The organism is Paenibacillus sp. YIM B09110 (genome assembly GCF_037167145.1).
Classification (GTDB): Bacteria; Bacillota; Bacilli; order Paenibacillales; family Paenibacillaceae; genus Pristimantibacillus.
Genome location: NZ_JBANSP010000005.1, coordinates 413,245 through 434,855, shown reverse-complemented (window position 1 = coordinate 434,855; position 21,611 = coordinate 413,245). Strand labels below are relative to the sequence as shown.

The following is a 21,611-nucleotide window of genomic DNA, read 5'->3' as shown; positions in this document are numbered from 1 at the left end:
AGCGGTGTTTGCATGGAATAAGTACAGCCTAATGCGGGTGTGTAGGCTGAAACGAGTACAAATGACGAATTAGACTGTATTGTTTCCACTCAAAAGTAACTTTTTTACCAAAGTGACCTATTTGATTGTACAAAATCCACTCTACCTCGCCTCAATGTGCCATTCATGCCAAACCGGTTGTTCTATTCCACCAGAGGACGCTTGCCTCGCAGCAATTCGCGAATGGAGTAGCCGAAGTCCATCTGTAGATGGGGATAGTCCTTGAAGTTGTCCCAGTCTCCGCCCCAAGTGAAGCCAAGCTTCTTCGCGATCGCGACAACCTCCATCCAGTCGGATTTACTGTTCCCGTTTCCATCATATTTCATATCCCACACGACATCGCCTTCCTTCGTTCGAAGCGCGAAGTCGATCGCAAGGCCGTAATTATGGTACGAATGACCGCCGCGAACTTGCGTCACGACAAGTCCATCCAATGATCTTCCTTGCTCGTACAGCGCATTTTGCTCCTCAGTGGAACGGAAGCCGTCTGTAATCAATATCGTAATGCCAGCCGCGGCAGTCTGCGTGATTAGCTCTTGCTGTTTGGCTGCAACAATCGGATGTAATTCCGTAACGGGAGGCACATTAATTTCAGGTGTGAAAGGCAGCTCTGCGCCTGATCGTTGAAGCAGCTTCCAAGCTGTAACTGCTATAAGGAAAGTAATGATGAATATAAGGAACTGATTGCGTCTGCGCCTGCTTGCCGACTTCCGACTAGAGGGAAGCGGAGGCTGAGGCATCGTGCCGGGCGTAAAGGAAGTGCGTTCAATCATTCGTGTTCTCCTTCAAATGTTGCCGATAAATATCGGAATTATGGCTGTATAAGTATGCTGCAAAAGTGGGATAAGTTATCCGCTAATATTATCATACGAGCTATGTTTGCGCCCTAGTCTTAAGTCTAAAGTAAGAAATGATAATGAATAGTTAAGTAGTTGACAAATTATCAGTTTAGATCTAAACTGAGTACAAGAAGAAGAAACGAGGTGATAAGTTGGAGCCAAACGATACAGCGTCTGATTACAGCAAGCAAGACGAACGGTTAGGGTTGTTGATCTGGTACCGCTTGTCCCGGGTATACGGTCATAACGTTCGCGAGACACAGCAGCATTTGAAAAAATGGGATATGACGGTTGCTCAATTCGATGTGATCGCGCAGATTGGCGAACAAGGAAAGCTTACGCAACAGCAGCTTGCGGATAAGCTGTTCGTTACTAAAGGGAATATTACGCAGCTGTTAGTGAAGCTGGAGGAGCAAGGGCTCATTACTCGCGAGCAGCAATGGAAGATCAAGCTCGTATCGCTAACCGACAAAGGCAAAGCGCTATATGCCGAAGTTGTTCCTAAGCAGGAGCGGTTCCAAGTATCGCAATTCGATGCTTTGACGCGGGATGAGAAGAAGCAGCTCGTACGACTATTGAGAAAAATTCAGAAGTAAAAAATACATCCATTTCGGGAGGTCCATATTATGCAATTAAAAGGTATCCACCACGTATCGGCAATTACTGGCAAAGGGTCTGCGAACTTCGATTTTTATACAAGAATATTAGGCCTTCGTCTTGTAAAGAAAACCGTCAATCAGGACGACACTTCGGTGTACCACTTGTTCTATGGAGATGAGAAAGGCAATCCGGGAACGGAATTGACGTTCTTTGAATTTCCGGGTGTACCGCAGAACCGCGCAGGCGTGAGCAGTATCTCGACAACTTCATTGCGAGTTTCAAGCGATGCGGCACTTACGTACTGGAAAGAACGTTTCACCGAGTTCGGCGTCGAGCATGACGATATTATCGAACGCGCCGGCCGTCAGACATTAGCTTTCCGCGACTTCGAGCGTCAGCGTCTCGTGCTTGTCTCCGACGAGAACAACGTAGGCGTCGCAGGCGGCATACCGTGGGAGAAAAGCCCTGTCCCAGCGCAGTATGGCATTATCGGCTTAGGTCCGGTTCAACTGACGGTCCACAATGCAGAACAGACCGCTCTCGTGTTGACCCAGCTTATGGGCTTCCGTCAGAAAGGCCAATACGCATCGACTGTCGCGGGACAAAAGGATATTGTCGTCTATGAGACCGGAGAAGGCGGTAGCGGCGCAGAGATCCATATCGAGGAGCGGAACGATCTGCCTCGCGAGGTGCAGGGCGTCGGCGGTGTCCATCACGTTGCCTTCCGCGTCGACAATGACGATGAGCTGCGCGAGTGGATTGAGCACATCCGCGGCGTAAGAATTCCAAACTCGGGCTTCGTGGATCGGTTCTACTTCCGTTCGTTGTACTTCCGCGAGCCAAACGGCATCTTGTTCGAGCTTGCGACTGACGGACCAGGCTTCGATACGGACGAGGACATTCATCATCTCGGCGAAACGCTTTCCTTGCCTCCATTCTTAGAAGGCAGAAGAGCACAGATCGAAGCGGGCTTGCAGCCGCTCAGCACGCCAATTGGCTAACGATTAGAATAGCAATCAAAGATTGAAAATATAGAAAGGTGTGAGGAGTATGAAACATATTTTTGAGCAAGGCGATAATCCGAATGCGCCGACGCTGCTGCTGCTGCATGGAACGGGAGGCAGCGAACAGGATTTGCTAGGAATCGGGCGAATGATCTCTCCCGGCTCATCGATGCTAGGCGTGAAGGGCAACGTATCCGAGAACGGCGCTGCGCGTTTCTTCCGCCGGCTGGCAGAAGGCATCTTCGATGAGGAAGACCTGATCTTCCGTACGGAGGAGCTGAAGTCGTTCGTCGACGAGAGCGCGGAGCAATACAAGTTCGACCGGAACAACGTTATCGCTATCGGCTATTCGAATGGCGCAAATATCGCAGGCAGCTTGTTATTCCACTATAAAGACGTGCTGAATGGCGCGATTCTTTTCCATCCGATGGTGCCGCGAAGAGGCATTACACTGCCCGATCTTGGCGGAACCGCAATCTTCATCGGAGCAGGCGACAACGATCCGATCTGCCCGCCGAGCGAAACGACTGACTTGGCTGCTTTGTTGCAGGGCGCATCGGCTGAGGTGACGCTGCACTGGGAAAGCTACGGCCATCAACTGACGCGCGGCGAAGTGCTCGAAGCGGCAAAATGGTTCAATACGAACTATGTTACTAACTAAATAGTGTTCACAAGTGGGAGCCCGATGCTGCAATAGAGCATTGGGCTATTTTACATTTATGGTAAGTTCTATAAAAGATAGAACTGCGACAATCTGCTCTTAGGGATTATACTGAACCTATTAAACAATATTCGGGAACCTGAGAGGAGCATGAATATGGTTCAGTCATGGCAAGGGAAGCACATTCCTCAATATGCTGCTTCGAAGCTGATAGGTTCAGGCGTGCTTTATTTGGTGACGATTCTCATCACGAATGGTCTCCACTTCGACAAGTGGCCGGAGACGGCCACCAGGCCGTATTATTGGATTATATACTACGGATATGCAACGATCATTTCGCTAATCGTCGATTATTTAACGCGCAAAACGATCCCCGAAGATAAGATTCTGTATAAGCTTCCTCTTTATTTTTTAGGCGGTGCACTGCCATTCCTTTATTTCATCATAATGAGCGGGTTTAATGGATTTGTTATTCTGGCCAGTCTGTTTGGAATAGTTGGTGCCAGTCTCTATTACGGTGTCTCGAACTATGCTTATCATGCTAAGAAATTATGGCCGTATTCGGGCATCCTGTCGCTTGCGACGACTGTTTTTCTCATTGTGTTGGTTTTTCTGAAATAAAGTATTTTTTGATTTGAATCAAATTTTATCTTCTTCTCTGCCACTCTGTTTTCTATGATTAAAATAGTAGTCAAGAGAGGATGCGTCTTATGTGTGAAAACGTCAAGTTGGAACAATGGATAATTGAAGCAGATATAGGGAGTATGAGGCTCGCTATGGAAGATGGAAGGATAAGCTCAGAGCGGTTGACTGAGGCTTATTTGAATCGGATTAAGAAGTTCGACGGCAAGCTTAGGTCGGTGCTGGAAGTGAACCCGGATGCGCTAGAGATTGCTAGAGAGCTTGACCGGGAGCGGATAGAGAAAGGCAGCAGAGGGCCGCTTCATGGCATACCGATTCTGCTCAAGGACAATATTGCAACCAAGGATCGGATGCATACAAGCGCTGGATCGCTGGCATTAGCCGAATCTGTAGCCGGTGCGGATGCCGCACTGGTCGAACGATTGCGCCATACCGGCGCTGTCTTACTCGGGAAGACGAATATGACGGAATGGGCGAACTTTATGGCGGACGGAATGTGGTCGGGCTATAGCGCAAGAGGCGGGCAGACGCTGCATCCGTACGGCCCGGGCGAGCTGTTCGTCGGCGGATCAAGCTCCGGGTCGGCTGTTGCTGTTGCGGCTAATTTGGCTGCGGCTGCAATCGGAACGGAAACGGACGGCTCGATCATTGAGCCGGCTAGTCAGAACATGGTCGTCGGCATCAAGCCGACGATCGGCCTTATTAGCCGCAGCGGCATCATTCCGATCTCTCATAGACAAGATACGGCAGGACCCATTGCGCGGACGGTGACGGATGCGGCAATATTACTAGGGACATTAACCGAAATTGACTATACGCCGTACTTGGATGCGACGTACTTGAAGCAAGCGCGCATAGGCATTCCGCGTTTCTACTATCGTCGTCTGCATAAAGAAAGACTTGCGATTATGGAAGAAGCGATCGCAATGTTGAAGGAGCAGGGGGCGACAATCATTGACGATGTGAAGCTGCCTTGCGAGGACGCTGAATGGGAGGATGAGCTGCTCGCGATTGAATTCAAGCAAGGCGTGAATGATTATTTGTCTGCGTTGCCGATAACACCAGATGTGTCCGTAAGAAGTTTGCGTGACGTGATCGCCTTCAATAAGGAGCATGCGGAAGCCGCATTGAAGTACGGACAAGGCGTGCTTGAATGGTCGGAAACGATGACCTTAACGACGAATGACCCTGCTTACTTGGCAAGAGCAGCCCGCACGAAAGAGAGAGCTCGGGAGCAAGGGATCGATTATGCGCTGAATGAGCATCGGCTGGATGCGCTGCTGCTGCCGGCGATGCATGACGAGCAAGATCCTGCTGCTAAAGCAGGTTATCCGCTCATAACCGTTCCTGCAGGCTGGTCCGAGAATGGCTATCGCCATCCGAACGAATTCTCGACGAGAGGACCGTTCGGCATTGCCTTCGCTGGAACGGCATATAGCGAGCCGACATTAATTCGGCTCGCCTACAGCTTCGAGCAAGCGACGAAAAGCCGCTTCCCGCCTGATCTGGAATAATCGCGCTCCGCGTTAAGCTGGAAGCTCCGATCCCGGCTTTTGCTCCTGCTTATGCTTCAGCTCGACGAGCAGCGCGTGCAGCTGCTCCGTCGCGAGGCCGTGCAGGACGAGCCGGAAACCGGCTCTTAGCGTCGTCAGCGGCACCATCGGATGCTTGTTATTAATGAGCGCAAGCCTATCGTTGCTGCCGATAATTTTCGAAGCGAGAATGCCGATCGTTTCATCCAATTGCAATGAATTAGTAGCCCGCCAGAAATCGTTGTCAGTCAGGAATAGCTGATACACGGGAGTGAAGCATTCAATCGCCGTCGTCAAATCCATGAAGTTCGTCCATCGCCTCGGCATGGGTTCGATGGGCAGCGGACTTGCTGTAATGGCCGCAAAGTTAAGCCGATCCTGCTTCGTCACCTCAAGCTTGTTGTCGCGCAATTCCTTGTTCAGATTGATGACGAAGTTGTATAAGTTGAGGTCATGGATGAGGAACAGATCATCCTTCACCGGTTCCAAATTCGTTGGCTTGAGCGGATTCATTGTGATGTTCACGCCCGGCACATTGTCGCGAATGAACTGCAGCACCTCCGATCCGAGGTAGAAGTGGCGCAGGATCATATAGTTGGCGCTCGGGCTGACGAATGTTTTCATGCCCCAATGCAGCACACGGTGAAGCAAGCGTGAGGACGTGAGCGCCTTCGGTACGATGATCTTGTAGATTTGCAGCAAAATAATCAATAGACGGGCAAGCGGGCGAAGCAGCGGAAGCAGAAACTGCCGCGACCTGCTGGAACAGTCCTTCAAATAGGCGGCCTTCGCCTCTTCATTGAAAGGAATGCTCTGATCGAGATAGATCGCGAGAAAAGGATTCGGATCATTCCGGTCATGCTTCATATTGCGGAAATAGTCGGCCTCGCTCATACATTATTCAGCTCCTCTAACTGCAGCAAATATAACCGTGCCGTTGTCTTGGCCGTCTTCACGATACGTGCTGCAATGTCCGCTGTCAGCAGCGGATGCTGAACGACCGTCTCCAGCCGCTCGAAGTGCAGCTCGTCGGAGTCGCTATGATACAGCAAGAAAGACACCTGCTCGTCGTTCAGCCCAAGCTGGTCGCGAATCATTTCACCCCAATAACGCGCCATCCGGCAGCCGAGTCCCTCGATAATCCACATCGCGCCGATGAGGTCGACGGGATTGTCGCGGCTCGCGCGCTGGAACAGGTAGGCAGACAACGCCTCGCTGCCGATATTTTTCTCCCCTGATTGAATAGCTCCCAGATCGCCCCCCACCGCCACATAATTACGCTCCAATATTTGAAAATCGCGGTGCTCATCGCGGGCATGCGCTATGAACGTCGAGCGAAGGTCGATATGTTCGATGGGGATGTAAGACGCTGCCCGCGCGATCCATTGCGAGCCGTCGATGACCTGCTGGCGAATATTTTCCATTAATGCTTTGTAGTCATTCATCGTGAACTTGCCCTCGTACAGCTTGCGGATAACGGGTACGCGGGCCAGCTTCTGCTCGAAGTCGATCCATACGCGTACAAGCTGGCGAACGAGCTGCGCCTGCACATCAATGGACGCGTCATACGCAAGCTGCGGGGCTTCGGGCATGCGTTCCTCGAACGGAGCTTTACTTGCTGCGTCCTTCGAACCGACAACCGTCATCAGCATATACGAGGTTTGGAATCGGCCGCTCTCCGGCACCATGCACAGCACCTTTTCGCCTGGCGACAAATTGCCGCTGCTAAGCAGCTCCTCCAGCATAATGTAGATCGATGCTGCTCCCGTATTGCCCCTCGTGTATAGATTCGTGAACCATTTCTCCTCGGGAATCGTTAAGCCGCCGAGCTTCAACAGCCGGAATATTTCGTCGCGGAAGAAATGCGAGGAATAGTGGCATACCATCCAGTCAATCGAGGAAGGATCGACGGCGCCTTCCTCCACAAGCTCGAAGAAACGATCGACGCCAACCTTGGGCATTTCATTCACAAGCCGAATGTCTTGCTTCAGATTCATCGCCCCGTCGTCGGATGCTTCATGTACCGAAGGATAATCCTTCCAGCCGGTATGCTCTTTGTTGTCCTTGTTAGATCCGGCGTACATGCACACGTCATAGCTGTTCGCATACGACTTGTTGTCGATCCATTCGATGCGCAGCGACAGGCCGCTCGCAGCAGGCGCGTTCTGCAGGACGGCCGCGCCTGCGCCGTCCGACAGCATGAAGCGCAGGAAATCGGTATCGAACGGGACGGCGCTATCGCGATACGTCTGCTGCGCCTCGAACCGTGTATGCTTGAAGACGCGGCTCGGAAATTCGCTTGCGCACGATATGGCAATGCGGCTCTCGCCGGACAGCACTTGCAGATAGGCGTTCTTCATCGCCTGCATACCGCTGGCGCAAACACCGTGATGCGTAGCGATTTCCATGACGGGCAAGCCGGTCTCGGCATGAACCATACTTGCGAAGCCGGGCACGAGCAAATCGCCCTGCGTTGTGCCGACGGCGAGGAAGTCGATCCCTTCATCCAGCGCGTTCGAATTGCGCGCTAGTGCATCGTGAATAGCTAAAGCCGCCATCTCGGCGTTGCTGTACAAGCTCCGCTGCTGCTTATCGATTGCATAATGACGGTAGCGTATTTTATTTTGCTCGAGGATGCGGCGCTTTGACTTGGAGCTCTTGCCGTTGATTCGGCCAAGATAGTCTTCAATCTCTTCATTGCCGACAGGCTCTCCCGGCAGAAATTTTCCCATGCTCGTTACATAGACGTGATTCATCCTGTACACCTCCTGAAGGATATGGTATATATCCCATAATCGCTTAAGGGGCTAGTAACGGATAGTTCCAACTTTTTATGGTACTGGTGCGTTACCCTAATTTTTGATGAAACCATTTCGGTTCTCATGTGTCATTGTAGTAGGGAAGAGGGTGAGAGACAGTTGGAGATTGATAAGCAATTAAAGGAATGGATGGAGCAATATTATGATCGGCTCTGCTATGTAGCCTATACGTATGTGCGGGATCGGAGCAGAGCGGAGGATGTCGTGCAGGAGGCATTCGTAAATGCGTATCTCAAAGTGCGGCAATTGAAGGAAACGGATCGGCCGTACCCGTGGCTCGTTCGAATTGTCATTAATCAATGCCTGAACACGATCCGGAATCAGAAGCGGGAGAAGCTGGCTGAGCATGTTCCGGACATAAGTATTGCCAGCACGGAGGACGTGTACATGCAGCGCAGCAGAGATAAGGAAGTGTACGCAGGCATTATGGGCTTGGCAGACAAATTCCGGATACCGATAATTTTGTATTATTTTGAGGAGATGTCTGTCAAAGAAATTGCTTATGCGCTGAATATGGGTGAAGGTGCGGCGAAAACGCGACTGGCAAGAGGACGGAAACAGTTAGAGAACCTACTAAGAAGAGGTGATAGCGATGAATTTGGAGAGTCGTATTCGTCAGGCCAAACCGGCTTATCTCCGCGCTAACAGTGATCAAGCGGTAGAGGCTGTATGGGATAAACTGCAGCAACGGGAGACAGCCCCGGTTCAAAAGAGAAGCCGCATAGGCAGAGGCAGTATCGCTGTTGCAGCCGCGGCGGCGGTCATCATTTGCCTCATAGGTTCAGGCTTCGTGTCGCCAATGATGGCGAGCGCGCTTAACCAGCTGCCGCTGATCGGCGGGTTGTTTGGTCAGGCAGGCGATGCCGGGCTGAAGACGGCGGCCGAGCAAGGGATGATTCAGAATGTGAATACGAGCGTAACCCATGACGGTGTGACGTTCACGATATCGGATATGATGTATGACGGCACTCGCATTTCGATGGTGCTGACGAGAGAGACGAGTGACGGCAAGAACCCGCCGCTTAAGAAGTGGGTGGACAAATCGAGGGATGTGTATATTGCTGCCCTGAAAAAAGGCGAGACGCCAAGCGATGTCATCGAGGTCCGCGCGAATGGAGAAAAGCTTGTGGTTACGCGCCATTTGGCCTCTGATATTGCGTATCATCATTCCTCCATTCTAACGATACAGCCGGACGTAGGAGCAACCGGGTCATCGTCGTTCGATTTGCCGGAGACATTCGAATTCGAGGTTAAGATTCAGGATGCGACGATTGATCAAGAGTTCAAGCTGACGTTCCCTGTCGAGAGGACGACGAATCAATATATCGTGCTTGCTTCGGAGGACGTGAAGTCGCATGGCGATTTCGAGATGAGCATCAACAAGCTGGAAATGACTAATGCCACGATGCAGTTGGAGGTTCTGCTGCACTTCCAAGCAGGCCATGAGATGGATCCGATCGGCGATCGCATCAGCTACGACATCGAGAATGAAAGAGGAGAGGTCGTAACAGAGCTTGGAGGCAGCACTGGCCCGGGAGCGGACGAGAACACATATGTGAACGTACGGATGTTCGAGCCGTTCAAGGAATTGCCAAAGACGCTTATCGTTAAGCCTTACAAATCGGAGAACACAAGGGAGAAACACTACTTAAAAGATTTAGAATTTACCCTTCACGTCATCGCAAAATAATGAGATGCCAGTATGAGCAGCATGTGGCGGGATGATGTCTGCTTCTGGCTGCGGATAGCTCGATCGAGTCATGTGCGGAAGCGGCTTTTTAAGCGAAAATAGGAGAGAGTTCGTTTAGAGAACAAGGAGGGCTTGGCTTGACCGAAGAGCAGGAGAAGAAAGTATCGTTTTGGCTGTTTACCGCTTGGGCAGTTGCCGTATTGGCTACGGCGGGAAGCTTGTATTTCAGCGAGGTGCAACATTTCGTGCCTTGCAGCTTATGCTGGTTCCAACGCATATTCATGTATCCGCTGACGCTGCTGTTCATAGTCGCGTATGCCAAGGGGGATAAAGGCATCGTGTCGTATGCGCTGCCCCTCGTCGCGATCGGAGGGGGTTTCTCGCTGTACCACACGATTTTGCAGAAGCTTCCTCATGATTCCACGCTTAATGCATGCGGTCCGGTTTCGTGCAAAGGCGATTATCTGAACTGGTTCGGCTTTATTACGATACCGATGCTTGCGCTAACTGCGTTCATCATCATCTTGGTCGCGCTGCTTCGTATCAGAGCAGTTGTGAAACAATCGGAACAAATATGAGATTGTCTAAGAAACCCAACGTTCGCAAGAACGCTGGGTTTCTTTGTTTTTATGGATGCCTATTGATTAGTTATAGCCTGTTAAAACGAAAGAAGGCTCATCGCCGGCGTTGCCTTCCATTTCGAAGGTGCTATAGTAGCCATCGACGACAGACCGGCTGACCGCCTGAGTTTGCATATCGATTTTCACGACTTCGGTATATAGAGGTCTGCTAGTCTCTTCTTGTTGCACAAGCTGGCGATAGCGCTCTTCCAGGTCGCTATGCAGCACGAAGTAAATGTTGTTCCCATGCCTCATAAGCGGACCTATATCGGCATAGTTTTGACGGAACACCGTATTCACCTCATTATGAGCCAAATCAATGGCCAAAATCTTATAGCCTTGAATTAAATAATGCAATTGCGATGCTTCATCGACCATCAAGTTGCCTTCCCCCCGCGTTGTCATACCGTAGAGGCCGTCAGGAATGGAACGCGGATACGCGAGGGTGCTTAACCAATTTCCTTGTCGATCGAACCGTTCGAGCCGATGGTCAAGCATTACAATGATCTCATCCTTGTAAGGGACGATCTTCACTTGCGCTTGCGCGTTGATCGTGTAGCCTATATAAAGGGAGCGTGACTTCTGTTTCTTGGCTTCATATTGATAGAGGGAACCGTCCAAATAGTACCAAGTAAGCCCTGATGATGTATCCTCGTACAATTGATGCGGCATGAAACCCTCGAACATCGTTTTTTTCTTGTTCGCGGTGGATTCGAATTGTAATGATTTCGTATTCAGAAGCTTGAATTGATCATCAACCGTAGATCGGCCGGCGATCGATGTAATATGCAATTGTTCGCCATCCGCGGTTAAATGATAAGGAGTATGAATCGGGAATTCGGCTTCAAGCTCCAGCTTGTCATTCAGCTTGATGACGCGTGAAGCTTCGGTATCCGCGATCCACCAAGCCTCTTTCCAACGAACGAAGTCCATCGCTCCCCGTCCGCTAAACGCTTCTCCGGTCGAAACCGTAACTGTGACTGGAAGCTCTCCAATCTCGCTTAACTCCCCATCTATATATTTATAGAAATAACGATCGTATAACATGAACCATTGTGCCCCAAGCTTGCGAAATACTTTTGCATAACCGTAATCTTCTCCTGGTCTTACTTCTCGCATTGTATCAATCAGCTCTTCCGGAACCGGCTTGTTCGTATTGTAGTCCTGATAGCTCCATTCGGGAATCTCGTAGCTGAAGTGTGCGGGTGTATAAGCGGGACGCTCTTCATTCTTGACGGCGAACTTTTTTAATGGCGAAATCCATAGATGGCCGGGAGACGCCTCTTCCGTGTTCACGAAATCATATAAGGAAATATATTCGGTCTTTCCTCGCACGTTGTACTCCGCAAGCGCTCCTTTCGTCGTGATCAAACGGGCTTCTCCCGTTGGAAAGGCGGCATACGTCGGCGTATTGGCATCAAAAGGCGTCTGTTCTTTATACTGAATGACTTCAATTTTCTCTGACGCAGCACGGGTGAAAGTATAGTTGTTCAAGGTTTGCCACGCGCCTTCCCATAGCCTCGGCTCATAGGGCATATACTCAAACGATAGGTCGAGAAAGGAGAGCGCCTCATCGCCAACTTCATTGCTGAAGCGCCCTACGAGGCGGTTCCCATGTTCATTGAGAGAGAATACCTGTCTTACATCGGTTAGGCTATAGTCTATATAACGCAGTGCATAAGGATGAGCGGATTGAAAATAGAGAAGACTGCTGTAATCATCGGCAAAGCTATAGATGCTCGAGCCTTCAGGTAAAGGAAAGACATGGACATTAGAGAAATAACGAAGCTGATTGTTTGTCCCAGGCTCATTCGGATCTGGGGTAAACGATATTCGTCTGTCGTTCGAGATCCATTCTTTATGGGAGGGTGCGACGATATATTCGGAGAAGTTGGATACGCCGTTGCGCGCCATGACAAGAAAGATACGAGGTTCATTGGCGGCCGTGACGGCTAGCACCTGCTGTGGTCCGAAGTAGATGTTGTCCAGCTCCGTAATTGCAGGCGCAGGTTGCGTCTGCACCGAGATCCATGCGCCGCGATGTCCTTCTTGCTCGGAGCTGCTGTCGATAAGCTGAGTGCCAATAAGCAGAGCACTCTCGCTAACCCACGCTTGCGTGGGGAGAGCCTTCTCCCAAACATAGAGAACTTGCTCGTCTACTCCGTCCGATGAGTAATAGAGTTGCGAGTTCTGTACGTAAATGCTGCTTTGTTCCTTCCTCCAAAGTACAAGCGGCTCCGCCGTATCGGGAGCAAACGGTTCGGCGGGAGGGCTCCAGTCCGGCGTTGCGTCAGCAAGGGGCTTTACCTGGACAGGAGGTGTTGCGGCAGGAATAACTGACTCGCTCTTCGTATCGGATGCCCATACAAGATAAAATATAACCGCCAGCACCGGAATACCGATGCTGACGATCGTTATAATACGCCGTCTGCGCAGCTTCATAATAGCCACTCCCTCATTCGATCACATAATTTATTCCATTTATAGACGAATGATGCAGATCGAATGTTGCTGTCGGCGGTGTTATATTTTCTATTCCGACTCCATCACATAAGCAAGCAGCAGCGCCGCCGTGTTGACGACCGCGTCGGCATGTGTCCGTTCCATGCCGTGCGAGGCATGAACGCCTGGACCGATGAGAGCGGCACGGATATTGCTTCCTCCGCGCAGCGCGGCGGAAGCGTCCGAGCCGTAGTGCGGATAGATGTCGACGGCGTATGGGATCTGCTCGCGCTTCGCCAGCTCGATCAGACGGCTCGTCATATTATAATCGTACGGGCCGGAGGAGTCTTTGGCGCAGATCGATACATCCTGCTCTGTCGTGGTTAGATCGTCGCCGATCGCCCCCATATCGACGGCGATCATTTCCGTAATGTCGCTCGGAATGTGGGAGCTGCCGTGCCCAACCTCTTCATAGGTGGACAGTATGAGCTTGAGCGTATGGGCCGGAGTCTGGCCGGTCCGCTTCAGCCATTCCAGCAAGCCGAATAACGCAGCTACGCTAGCTTTATCATCGAGATGGCGCGACTTGATCCAGCCGTTAGGCAATACGCGCGTTCGAGGGTCCCACGAAATGAAATCGCCGACGGCGATGCCCAGCTTCTCGGTATCTTCCTTGGATTTCACGGATTCGTCGATCCGAATCTCCATATTCGCTTCCTCGCGTTTCCAATCGCGCGCATCGGTATACACATGAACGGAGGTTTTGGATGATAATACCGTTCCTTCGTATGTGCGGCCGTCACGGGTATGAATCAGACAGTACTCTCCCTCAACGGTATGCATATTGTATCCTCCAACAGGCGTGAAGCGGATCATGCCGTTCGGTTTGATGGAGCGAACCATAGCCCCGAGCGTATCGACATGGGCCGATAATCCGATGACTCGTTCGGTACCCGGTCCTGGCAGTGTAATGATTGCATTGCCTTTTGGCGTCATTTCGAGCGCGTAACCGAGCCTTTCGATCTCCTCTTGCACGTATTTCATAATGTCCATGCAGTACCCGCTAGGACTCGGAATTTGCAGCAGTGCCTCCAGCTGGTCAACGATATAAGGTCGGTCAAGCTGTGTTGCATAGGTCTCAGACATAGTCAGCGCTCCCCTTTCTGCTTTCTGAAATTCAATATACTGTAACAATTGCCTGCAAAGCAACGTCTAGCCTAGTAAAGATAATGTTCGAAGGGATGAGAAGGATGCGAAGCTTGAAAATGACATGTATTGCGATAATGATGCTTCTACCGCTCGCATTAGCTGGCTGTGGAAAGTCGGGTAAAGAGTCAGGGACGGATTCTACTCAGCCGCAAGCCGAGACAGGAACAAAGAGCGGTGGCTTAGAGTGGAGAGACGATTACGATATCAATGAATCAGATGATGTGGTTGCGATGCATAACAGCGTCAGCAATTGGGAGAAGCTTGATTCGTTCACGAGCGGCAAGGAGGGCATGCAGCGGATCGTACATTACACGATCGAAGGAGACCCTATCTTTTATGATTTAAAATATAGCAAAAGCGGCTTCCAGCTTCGTTACGATACGAGCGAAGACAAGTTCGGCTCGCCACTCGTGAAGGTATACGATTGCAAAGGCTTCGAGAAGCGCGAATCGGAAGTCGATCTTCGATATACATTAACCGGCTGCAAAGGCGAAAGCAACGAAATTGACGTGTTAACGCTAGACTATGACGTTGCAGAGCAGGATTTGTTCGAATTCACGCTGCTGTACGGCATAACGGAGAAGAACGAGATCCATACGGCAGAGAAGAAGCTCGTCAAAGATCTTCAGAATGGAGAGGTAGCAGAGCTATCTGACTTCAAGCTTACGCGTGAAGAACGCGGTCTCATCTATAAGGATATGGTTCTTGCTAATTATTTGGAAGAGAAGAAGCTGTCGGCCGCATGCGACGTGAAGCCTCATGCCAGCTACAACTTGACCGTTCGCATTAATGGCGGCGAGAGGCACTATGAATGGTCGGAATGTAACAGCGGCGAGGATAATGAGGCGATGACGAAGATGGTGCAGAAGGTTATCGCCATCGTAGAAGGGAAGGATGAGTACAAAGCGCTGCCGGAGGTTAAAGGGGGTTACGATTAAGGCATGTTAGCGAAGAAGCGAATACAGATGCTGAGTGGATTGCATCGCATATTCCTTGCGTATAGGGGAGCCGCCCTCTAGCACCACGAGGCAAGGGACGCTAGCAATCTGCCAACGGTCGCGCAACTTCGGCGCATAGTTGATGTTTATTTTGTAGAGCGGGGTCTTAACGCCCGTAGCTTCGGCAATTTCGAGCATCCGCTCGCCGACCATGCAGGTACCGCATAACGGCGTGAAGAAAAAGACGCCAGCCTGGCCGCCGTTTTGTTGGATTCGATCTAATAATGCAGCCTCTTCGAGCTCTTGGATAGCCATGTTTACGCACCTCTTTACTTCACTTATTACTTGTAATTTACGCTATTCTGTCCAGATATTCAATCTATTCGAGCCATAATAAGGGGAGTAGAGCTTCATGAAGATGAGGAAAAGAACGATCGGAATCGCGGTTGCAGCGGTTATTGTACTATTATGGGCAGCGAGCTTCCTGTCGCCGGAATGGACGATCAGAAGGCATATTTTGGAGAGTCTGCAGCCAATCAACAGCTTGAAGGCGAATATTTCGACGACGGGCAGGGTGGATCCGAAGTATGGGTACTTATATAGTGTGGACGGCTTTATGCATAGGGCAACAGGCGACGAGCTTGGAGCGGTTTATTTGAAAAAAGCGGGCATCTTCTGGTACGTGGCTAGCGCAGGCACAGGGCCTTGATGTTATAGGATGCTTAGAATAGGGACATGAATGGAAAGTGAAGTGAGCCGCAGCGGTTCTCGAAAATGATTAGATGAGGTGATGAAATCGTGGTATCCCGAACTCGGAAATTCGTATGGCTTGGCATCATTGCGGCGGTACTATGCGCAGCTCTTCTCACATGGCTGTTGCTGCAAAAGGGGAGACAGGTTGAAACTCTCGCTCATCTAAATGAGAACCTATCCGCTGCGAGTGTGCATTTAGCTCAAACCGAGGAGAAAATAATCGCTTCGTTCGGTGAAGGCGATTATGTGGAAGGCTTCGGCGGACATCTTCGGACATACGAGGGGAAAGGCATCCGTATCGGATTCTCCGGAGATAAGGACAATGATCTTTATGGCCAAGTTAGCTCCATCGCCTTCTGGGAACCAGCCTATGCCGTGTATGGCATTAACATTGGAGATGATAGGCGGACTGCGATCGAGATGCTGTTGTCGCAAGACTATGAACATCTGACGGAGGGATTATATCGCAATGGCGAATACGTCATTTCTCTGAGCGGCGCCGCTACGGTAGAGCTCATCCAAATTTGGTTCGACGATAAGGATCTGAGAGATAGGCAGTATTAGCGTGAGCTAGTGGACTAGTTAGCTTTGGAATCGTAGAGACGCTATTCGTGTTCTCCGAGTCTACTTTGGAATGTTGCGAATCGTAGTAGCGCTATTTGTGCAAAATAGCGCTTTTTTCGTTGAATCGATGGAAATAAGGCGTCCTAGATTCGCAACTGCTCCAAATGGAGGGGATTCGGCAATATAGCGATGCTGGAATTCCTAACGGCAGGCGTACGGGCGGACCGATTCTAAGCCTGCTTCGAGGCGTAGTTTTTCTGGTACTGCCGTGGCGTCAGCCCGGTCCACTTCTTGAAGGTGGAGCTGAAGTGGCGCTCCTCCTGGTAGCCGACGAGCTTGGCGACGGCGTATATTTTGTAGCTCTCGCGGAGCAGCTCCTTCGATTTCTCGACGCGGAACTGATGCAAGTAATCGAGGAAGCCGACGCCGAGCTCTTGCTTGAACAGCGAGCTTAAGTAGCTGTTGCTGACGAATGTCTCCTTCGCGGCTAGCTCCAGCGTCAGGTTCGTATTGTACTTCGCTTTTATAAGTTCAATCGTGGCTTGCACGGTGCGATGAACCGTCTTCTGCTTGGAGACGGCTTCCACGATGCTTTGGACGATCTTCTGCAGAATCGCCGCGCACTCATCTAAAGTCTCCATCCTCGGAATGCTGTCTACGCCATTTACCACACTATCTTGCCATTCGATCGACGGGGCGCTCCGCTCTTGGGCGAACTTCTGGAGCTCCAGCAGGAGGCCAGTCGCCCGCAACACAACATCTGCCTTCGTATAGCGTGTATTGTCCCTAATGTAGCCGAAGATGGCTTCGATTACGTCGACCGCGGCGCCGTATTGTTCATTCTGCAGAAAGGTAAGCAGCTCCTTCTCCACACGGTGCAAGTAAGCGTCGTCGAGAATGGACGTCCGTGAGGTCGACTTTTCCGGAGATTCGTTATACAGATAGATGCCGCCCTTGCCTTGGTAGAATCGTCCCTCCATCGCAGACAACGCTTGTTGATAGCCGGTATGCGCATAGTCGACGGAAGCTTGGATAGAGCTAAGCGACAAAGAGATGGACAGCTTTAAGAAAGCTTCCAGATTCGCTTGCAGCGTGCGCAACGACTGCTCAACCTGCCAAGCAGGCATGTCAGGCCCGCAATTGCCGATCCATAACATCTCATCGTCATGGCGGAATACTTCAATCTTGCCGCCATATAGAGGAGCTAACGATTCGCCGGTTATATTCAGCATGGCGTAACGAATGAGCTCAAGATCCTGCATCGTCTCGAACGCTCTTGTGCTGCCGCCCGAATCGATCTGGAGCATGCCGATCTGGATGGGTCCATTGCCGAGAGAGAGGGATACCTCCTGCATGGCAATGGAGCGGTTCTCAAGCGGCATTAGCGGCTGTTGAACCCATTGGGACAGAATTTGATTTTTGAGCAGATGGACATTTCGCTTCCACGTCCGGTTGAGCGCCTTCACCTCGTTGCCGCTCGATTCCATCGCCTCGATCTTGCCCTTCACGTCAAGAATTACGCGTATAATATCTGCCGGCATGCACGGCTTGAGCAAGTAGTCGGAAACGCCAAGCTTGATCGCTTCCTTCGCGTATTCGAATTCGTTGTAGCCGGTAAGCAGCACCGTATGGAACTGGGCGCCGGTCGCCCGCGCCTCGCGAATAAGATCTAGTCCGTTCAAGTACGGCATCCGTATATCCGTCAACAGGAGGTCGGGCGGATCGGAAATAATCATATCCAGCGCTTCGCGGCCATTCGCCGCTTCGCCCGAAATCTCAATGCCGTAGAGCTGCCAATCGATTAAACGAACGATTCCTTCGCGGAATGACTGCTCATCCTCCGCCACGATCATTTTAAGCGACATGTCCGTCGACCCCCTGTTTAATTCGAACTTGAACTCTCGTACCGATGCCTTCCTTGCTCTCGATATCGAATACCGACTGCTCATAGAACAATGCAAGCCGCTCCTTAATGTTGGACAACGCCATCCCCGAATGCGAGACGACCGTGTTGCTGTTGCGGACTGGTATGCCTCCCTTGCCAAGCAGCCTATTCACCTGCTCCTCAGGCATGCCCGGTCCGTTGTCCGTCACCTCGAGAACAGCCCACTCCTGCTCGGCATACGCCCGAACATAGATGACGCCGTTGCCTTCCGACGGCTCGATGCCATGAATAATGGCATTCTCGACGAGCGGCTGCAGCAGCAGCTTCGGCATTTGCAATCCGGCAATAACGGGATCCATCTCGATCTCGAAGCTGAACCGGCTCGTATACCTTTTTTTCTGAAGGAACAAATAGTGGCGGACAAGCTCCATCTCCTGCTCCAGCATGGCGTATTCATTGCCGCTGTTAAGACTTAACCGGAACACCTGCGACAGCGATACGACCATCTCCGATATTTCGTTATCGCCCTTCTGAACGGCGCTCCAGTTAATCAGATTTAAAGTGTTGTATAGAAAATGCGGGTTAATCTGCGATTGCAGCGCTTTAAGCTCCGCTTCCCGCTGCTTAAGGCTGGATGCGTACACATCGTCGATAAGCATCTTGATCTGGCTGACCATTGAATTATACAAGTAGCCGAGCCGCCCGATCTCGTCATTGCCGGTAAAGCTGACGCGCTGCGAGAAGTCGCCGATCTGAAGCGCTTTCATCGAATGCATCAGCTTTTTCATCGGATTTGTTACAACGCGGGCGATCACCCAGGAAAGCAAGATCGCGATGATGCTCACGATCGCCATGATCGTTACGGTAGCCGATCCGATATGGTTCAGCTCGGCGACGAGCGTGCTGCGGTCTTGTATGACGACCGTATGCCAGCCGGTTATCTCGGAATAAGAGTCGGATACGATGAAGCTGTCGTTCCGCTGCAGCGCATCCAGCGCCATGCCCGGCTCGATATCATCGCTGAGCTCCTGCTTGACGAGAGGCAGGCTCGTAATCGGCTTGCCGATCCACGATATATCGGTAGCGGCAAGCACGATCCCTCGCTCGTTCACGATGAACTGCGCGCCATCGCCATCGCTTTGGCCGTAACCTTTGTCGTGGAACAGACTTCGGCTGAGCTTATCGGCGTCGAGGCCGAGGATGAGCACGCCGTTTTGCTTATAGTCGTAGAAGCTCTTGAAGTTCTTAATAAGGACAAGCTTGTAATGGTTGTCGCCCGTCAATATATTGTCGGAGGGGATCAGCATATCCCATATCACTTTGCTCTTCGATGCGTTCAGTCGTTCGTAGTAGGAGGTCAGCTGGAAGGATGGCAAGCTAATGGCGCTTGCAATGCCGGTCTGCGTAATGGTGAACGGCTGTCCGTTGGAATCGTCGCCGGGTACGGGGTACAAGATGAGCGATTGTATCGTCTCGCCCGTTACCATAAGCGGCAGCAGGCTCTTGTAGACCAGGTCGCGGCGCTGCGGCGTGTCGCCGTTCATGACCATGCCCTGCACGGTCGGATTGAGAAACAGGTAGTTCGCGAAGCTGAGCGTATTGTTCGCTACGAAGTCGAGCTGGTCCTTCGTCTTGAGGGCCATGCTCATCTGGGCTTGTCGAATCTTATCGACAACCTCGCCGGAGGCGATCGTATACGAGTAGAAGCCTGTAATGCCGACAGTGACGATCAGCAGCGGGATGACAAGCGCCAGCAGCTTGCGCTGCAGCGGCATATTTCGCAGGGAGGGAGACAGTAGCTTCATACGCTTCACCTTTTTTAATAGAAATGTAAGAGTAAAATCAGTATAGCAACAATTTTCCTTCATGCGTCGGTTTTTTCCAATCATCCAAAAAATGAAGCATCTCTTCTAAATTATGAAGCATATTTTGCCGAAACTTAACACGATATAATGAGTGCAGAACAGGGCATGCCTGGTCAAACAAATGAAGGTGGGGTTTGGATGAAAAGATTACTGCTCGTATTCGCAGCCGTTATTCTCGTGTTCACGATGGCGGCCTGCAGCTCAGGCAAAGAAAACAACGAAGGCAATAACAAGAGCACGAACGCTCCGAAAGCGACCGACAAGCCGGCGGCTACCGAAGAGGCCAAAGAGCCGGAGCCGGAACAAATTACGCTGAAGTTTTTCACGGCGCTTGCCGATCGCGCAAGCGGTTCAGGCAAGATCGAACAGGACATTATCGATGCCTATATGAAAGAAAATCCGAACGTGAAGATCGAAGTAGAGGCGCTGCAGGATGAGCCCTACAAAGCGAAGGTGAAAGTGTACGCTTCGACGGATGCGTTGCCAGATATTATTCAATCTTGGGGTCAGTCCTCCTTCATCAAGCCGCTCATCGACAGTAACATGCTGCTTGAGCTGAACCCTGGCGATTTCACGGAAAACAACTTTGTAGCGGGCGCTACCGACGGCTTCTCGCAAGGCGGCAAGCTGTACGGATTGCCAAGAAGCACGGACTTCCTGGTCATCTACTACAATAAGAAGCTGTTCGCCGATAATGGCCTTAACCCGCCGACAACGAAAGAAGAGCTGATCGAAGTATCGAAGCAATTCAAGGCGAAAGGCATCAACCCGATCACGACAAACGCGATGGAAGGCTGGTCGCTGCCGATCTGGTTCGAATATGCGGCTCAGCGCGCAACGGGCGATTTCAACAAGATCGACCAAGTTCTTGAAGGCACTGGCAAGTTCGCAGGCGATGCGGACTTCCTGACCGCAGCACAAGATTTGCTTGCGCTTGCGGAGAATAAAGCGCTTGCCGACGGCTTCCTGACGGCAGACTACGGCACGTCCCGCAACTTGTTCGGCCAAGGCCAAGCCGCGATGTACGTCATGGGCAACTGGGAAGCGGGCCTCGCGCTTGACGAGAACTTCCCGGAAGACTTCCGCAATAACGTAGGCGCTCTTCCTTATCCTGCATCCGATAAAGGCAAAGCATCCGATGTAGCGGCGTGGTTCGGCGGCGGTTACTCCGTATCGAGCGCATCCAAGCATCCGGAAGCGGCAGTCGCTTTCCTGAAATATTTCTTCAAGCCCGAGAACTGGGCGAAGCAAGTATGGCAGACAGGCGCAGGCACGCCGGCGCAGCAATTCGAAGCGTTCCTCACCGGCACGGAGACTTCGCTTCAGAAGGAGCTCGTCTCGATATTCAGCTCGATCTCTTCCTCCAGCGGCACGCCAGTGCTCGATAAAGGAACAGAGGAGTTTAAGACGAAGGTGATTGAGGCGCACCAGCAGCTGTTCGGCAAGCAAATAACGCCAGAGCAGTTCCTTGATCAGATGGATGCGGCAGTAGCCGTATTGAAATAGCAA

20 protein-coding genes are annotated in these 21,611 nt (G+C 51.3%); 12 read left to right on the top strand and 8 right to left on the bottom strand.

All coding sequences use genetic code 11. The features are described 5' to 3' along the window. Positions 1–182 precede the first annotated feature (182 nt). Positions 183–812 carry a M15 family metallopeptidase gene (locus V8F51_RS10805; RefSeq protein WP_337100211.1) on the bottom strand — a complete coding sequence of 210 codons (630 nt, stop codon included), beginning with the start codon at positions 810–812 and terminating at the stop codon, positions 183–185. A gap of 218 nt (positions 813–1,030) precedes the next feature. Between V8F51_RS10805 and V8F51_RS10800 the strand changes: the two genes are divergently transcribed. The 5 genes from V8F51_RS10800 (at position 1,031) to V8F51_RS10780 (ending at position 5,299) form a co-directional block, all read left to right on the top strand. Then, the gene (locus V8F51_RS10800; RefSeq protein WP_337100210.1) at positions 1,031–1,474 is read left to right on the top strand and encodes a MarR family winged helix-turn-helix transcriptional regulator; all 444 of its coding nucleotides are present in this window, start codon (positions 1,031–1,033) and stop codon (positions 1,472–1,474) included. A 30-nt stretch (positions 1,475–1,504) separates the two neighbouring features. Continuing rightward, positions 1,505–2,479, top strand: a complete 975-nt coding sequence (locus V8F51_RS10795) for a ring-cleaving dioxygenase (protein ID WP_337100209.1) — start codon at positions 1,505–1,507, stop codon at positions 2,477–2,479. Between the two features lie 49 nt (positions 2,480–2,528). Next, entirely contained in the window at positions 2,529–3,143 is a 615-nt protein-coding gene (locus V8F51_RS10790) for an alpha/beta hydrolase (protein WP_337100208.1), read from the top strand. A 156-nt stretch (positions 3,144–3,299) separates the two neighbouring features. Then, the gene (locus V8F51_RS10785) at positions 3,300–3,764 is read left to right on the top strand and encodes a hypothetical protein (protein WP_337100207.1); all 465 of its coding nucleotides are present in this window, start codon (positions 3,300–3,302) and stop codon (positions 3,762–3,764) included. Positions 3,765–3,853: 89 nt separating this feature from the next. Further along, complete coding sequence (locus V8F51_RS10780) at positions 3,854–5,299, top strand: amidase family protein (RefSeq protein ID WP_337100206.1); 1,446 nt, start codon at positions 3,854–3,856, stop codon at positions 5,297–5,299. 12 nt (positions 5,300–5,311) lie between these two features. Here the strand turns inward: V8F51_RS10780 and V8F51_RS10775 are convergent, their stop codons facing one another. Together V8F51_RS10775 and V8F51_RS10770 are read right to left on the bottom strand one after the other, a co-directional pair. After that, positions 5,312–6,211: a DUF6999 family protein gene (locus V8F51_RS10775; RefSeq protein WP_337100205.1), complete on the bottom strand. Its 900-nt coding sequence runs from the start codon at positions 6,209–6,211 to the stop codon at positions 5,312–5,314. Then, positions 6,208–8,073 carry a 3-oxoacyl-[acyl-carrier-protein] synthase III C-terminal domain-containing protein gene (locus V8F51_RS10770; protein ID WP_337100204.1) on the bottom strand — a complete coding sequence of 622 codons (1,866 nt, stop codon included), beginning with the start codon at positions 8,071–8,073 and terminating at the stop codon, positions 6,208–6,210. The genes V8F51_RS10775 and V8F51_RS10770 overlap by 4 nt, the downstream gene beginning before the upstream one ends. Before the next feature lie 162 nt (positions 8,074–8,235). Here V8F51_RS10770 and V8F51_RS10765 point away from each other — a divergent pair, with 162 nt between their 5' ends. The 3 genes from V8F51_RS10765 (at position 8,236) to V8F51_RS10755 (ending at position 10,404) form a co-directional block, all read left to right on the top strand. Next, entirely contained in the window at positions 8,236–8,781 is a 546-nt protein-coding gene (locus tag V8F51_RS10765; protein ID WP_337100203.1) for an RNA polymerase sigma factor, read from the top strand. Further along, positions 8,729–9,826, top strand: coding sequence for a DUF4179 domain-containing protein (locus V8F51_RS10760; RefSeq protein ID WP_337100202.1), 1,098 nt, complete (start codon positions 8,729–8,731; stop codon positions 9,824–9,826). Before V8F51_RS10765 ends, V8F51_RS10760 begins: the two co-directional genes overlap by 53 nt. A gap of 137 nt (positions 9,827–9,963) precedes the next feature. Beyond that, a complete protein-coding gene (locus tag V8F51_RS10755) occupies positions 9,964–10,404 on the top strand; it encodes a disulfide oxidoreductase (protein WP_337100201.1) in 441 nt (146 codons plus the stop codon). A 66-nt stretch (positions 10,405–10,470) separates the two neighbouring features. Here the strand turns inward: V8F51_RS10755 and V8F51_RS10750 are convergent, their stop codons facing one another. Both V8F51_RS10750 and V8F51_RS10745 read right to left on the bottom strand, forming a co-directional pair. Next, on the bottom strand, positions 10,471–12,888 hold the full coding sequence (locus tag V8F51_RS10750) for a hypothetical protein (protein ID WP_337100200.1): 2,418 nt from the start codon (positions 12,886–12,888) through the stop codon (positions 10,471–10,473). 90 nt (positions 12,889–12,978) lie between these two features. Then, a complete protein-coding gene (locus tag V8F51_RS10745) occupies positions 12,979–14,034 on the bottom strand; it encodes a M42 family metallopeptidase (protein WP_337100199.1) in 1,056 nt (351 codons plus the stop codon). Positions 14,035–14,171: 137 nt separating this feature from the next. Here V8F51_RS10745 and V8F51_RS10740 point away from each other — a divergent pair, with 137 nt between their 5' ends. Beyond that, positions 14,172–15,035, top strand: a complete 864-nt coding sequence (locus V8F51_RS10740) for a DUF4362 domain-containing protein (RefSeq protein WP_337100198.1) — start codon at positions 14,172–14,174, stop codon at positions 15,033–15,035. Positions 15,036–15,041: 6 nt separating this feature from the next. Here the strand turns inward: V8F51_RS10740 and V8F51_RS10735 are convergent, their stop codons facing one another. Beyond that, positions 15,042–15,350, bottom strand: coding sequence for a thioredoxin family protein (locus V8F51_RS10735; protein ID WP_337100197.1), 309 nt, complete (start codon positions 15,348–15,350; stop codon positions 15,042–15,044). 97 nt (positions 15,351–15,447) lie between these two features. On the opposite strand from V8F51_RS10735, the gene V8F51_RS10730 reads away from it, so the two are divergent. Both V8F51_RS10730 and V8F51_RS10725 read left to right on the top strand, forming a co-directional pair. Beyond that, a complete protein-coding gene (locus V8F51_RS10730; protein WP_337100196.1) occupies positions 15,448–15,744 on the top strand; it encodes a hypothetical protein in 297 nt (98 codons plus the stop codon). Between the two features lie 89 nt (positions 15,745–15,833). Then, a complete protein-coding gene (locus V8F51_RS10725) occupies positions 15,834–16,352 on the top strand; it encodes a hypothetical protein (protein WP_337100195.1) in 519 nt (172 codons plus the stop codon). Between the two features lie 230 nt (positions 16,353–16,582). Here the strand turns inward: V8F51_RS10725 and V8F51_RS10720 are convergent, their stop codons facing one another. Both V8F51_RS10720 and V8F51_RS10715 read right to left on the bottom strand, forming a co-directional pair. Beyond that, positions 16,583–18,217, bottom strand: a complete 1,635-nt coding sequence (locus tag V8F51_RS10720; protein ID WP_337100194.1) for a response regulator transcription factor — start codon at positions 18,215–18,217, stop codon at positions 16,583–16,585. Beyond that, positions 18,207–20,012 (bottom strand): sensor histidine kinase, encoded by a 1,806-nt coding sequence (locus tag V8F51_RS10715; RefSeq protein WP_337100193.1) that lies wholly within the window; start codon positions 20,010–20,012, stop codon positions 18,207–18,209. The genes V8F51_RS10720 and V8F51_RS10715 overlap by 11 nt, the downstream gene beginning before the upstream one ends. A gap of 228 nt (positions 20,013–20,240) precedes the next feature. On the opposite strand from V8F51_RS10715, the gene V8F51_RS10710 reads away from it, so the two are divergent. Next, positions 20,241–21,608, top strand: a complete 1,368-nt coding sequence (locus tag V8F51_RS10710) for an ABC transporter substrate-binding protein (protein ID WP_337100192.1) — start codon at positions 20,241–20,243, stop codon at positions 21,606–21,608. Positions 21,609–21,611 lie beyond the last annotated feature (3 nt).